The following is a 1,105-nucleotide window of genomic DNA, read 5'->3' as shown; positions in this document are numbered from 1 at the left end:
TTTCACTTCCTCTTCCTCCAAATAAGTCAGAACCTCCATAATACAACCCTTTACAACCTTAAATACGTCATCCTTAGTCATCTCAATCGTCCTCCTTCATCTGATTTGAGGTTTTTTTCCATCTCATCAACATAGCTTCTTATCTAATCTTAAAGGGCTGCGCCTAAACCCGCTGTCATAAACCATCTTTCTTTCTTCTCGTTAATCCAGGAGACAAGAATATCATTAAAAGTATTACAAATATAAGAATCAACATGTCTCCCTTTATCCAGAATAAGGATATTTTTTTCACATGGGCTCTGTAAGAAGGTTTGGAGAATCATATCGATCGGCATAATATCATCATTTTCAAAATGAATTAACAGTACCGGCAAGCCCTCCAGTTCTTTGAGAGTATCCTTGATATCGTTTTTCTGGAAATCCTGGAGCAAGCTTTCCTGATCGAAGATGCAATGATGCCCTTCTTGTTTCGAACTCAATACCTCGACAATAAATTCCCATTTCTCTAAAGTTATCGCCGATTCCAGCAGCAGGGACATACCGAATACAGCTGTCACATCTTTGCGCTGCGCAGCTGCGTTTAGCGAAAAAAGCGCTCCCATACATTGACCGCCCAATATGATAGGCAAATCATTCGAAATGGTATTCTTCACATAATCAATCGCTGCAAAAAGATCACTGATCATTTCGTGACCGGCAATCCCTTCACTGCCGCCATGACCTTGATAATCATAAGTAAAAACATGATTTCCGCCTTCGCAAATATCAATCGCCTTTTTTACTAGCATTTCTTTTGTTGCACCAAAACCNATGACAATACTCTTCTTGTCAAGATCATCCATATTAATGAATAATTTTCCGCTTAGTTTGATTTCCGCATTATAAAAATAAACATCTTTTGTTTCTAACATTTTTCTCTTCACTCCTATTCTTAATTTAATAAGGGGGAATTAACACGTTGTTGCCAGGATGCTTAAGTAAGCTTTCGATTTTCCTGATATTTTTAATATCCTGCCCAAATGGTGTAATAATGGAATAGCATTGAGACGTTGAATCCTTAGTAAGATTATATTTTGTAAAATTTGCCAATGTCCCCGAAGGTCCT

At 37.6% G+C, this 1,105-nt stretch carries 1 protein-coding gene; it reads right to left on the bottom strand.

Features of this window, described 5'->3' with window-relative positions; translation table 11 throughout:
* Positions 1 to 149: 149 nt before the first annotated feature.
* The gene (locus KIH86_RS24410; RefSeq protein ID WP_456094025.1) at positions 150 to 842 is read right to left on the bottom strand and encodes an alpha/beta hydrolase; all 693 of its coding nucleotides are present in this window, start codon (positions 840 to 842) and stop codon (positions 150 to 152) included.
* Positions 843 to 1,105 lie beyond the last annotated feature (263 nt).

Origin of the sequence: Paenibacillus sinensis, assembly GCF_019904155.1 — a bacterium.
Taxonomy (GTDB): Bacteria; Bacillota; Bacilli; order Paenibacillales; family Paenibacillaceae; genus Paenibacillus_AQ; species Paenibacillus_AQ sinensis.
The sequence above is the reverse complement of the archived record's forward strand: the minus strand, read 5'-3'. Positions and strand labels throughout refer to the sequence as shown.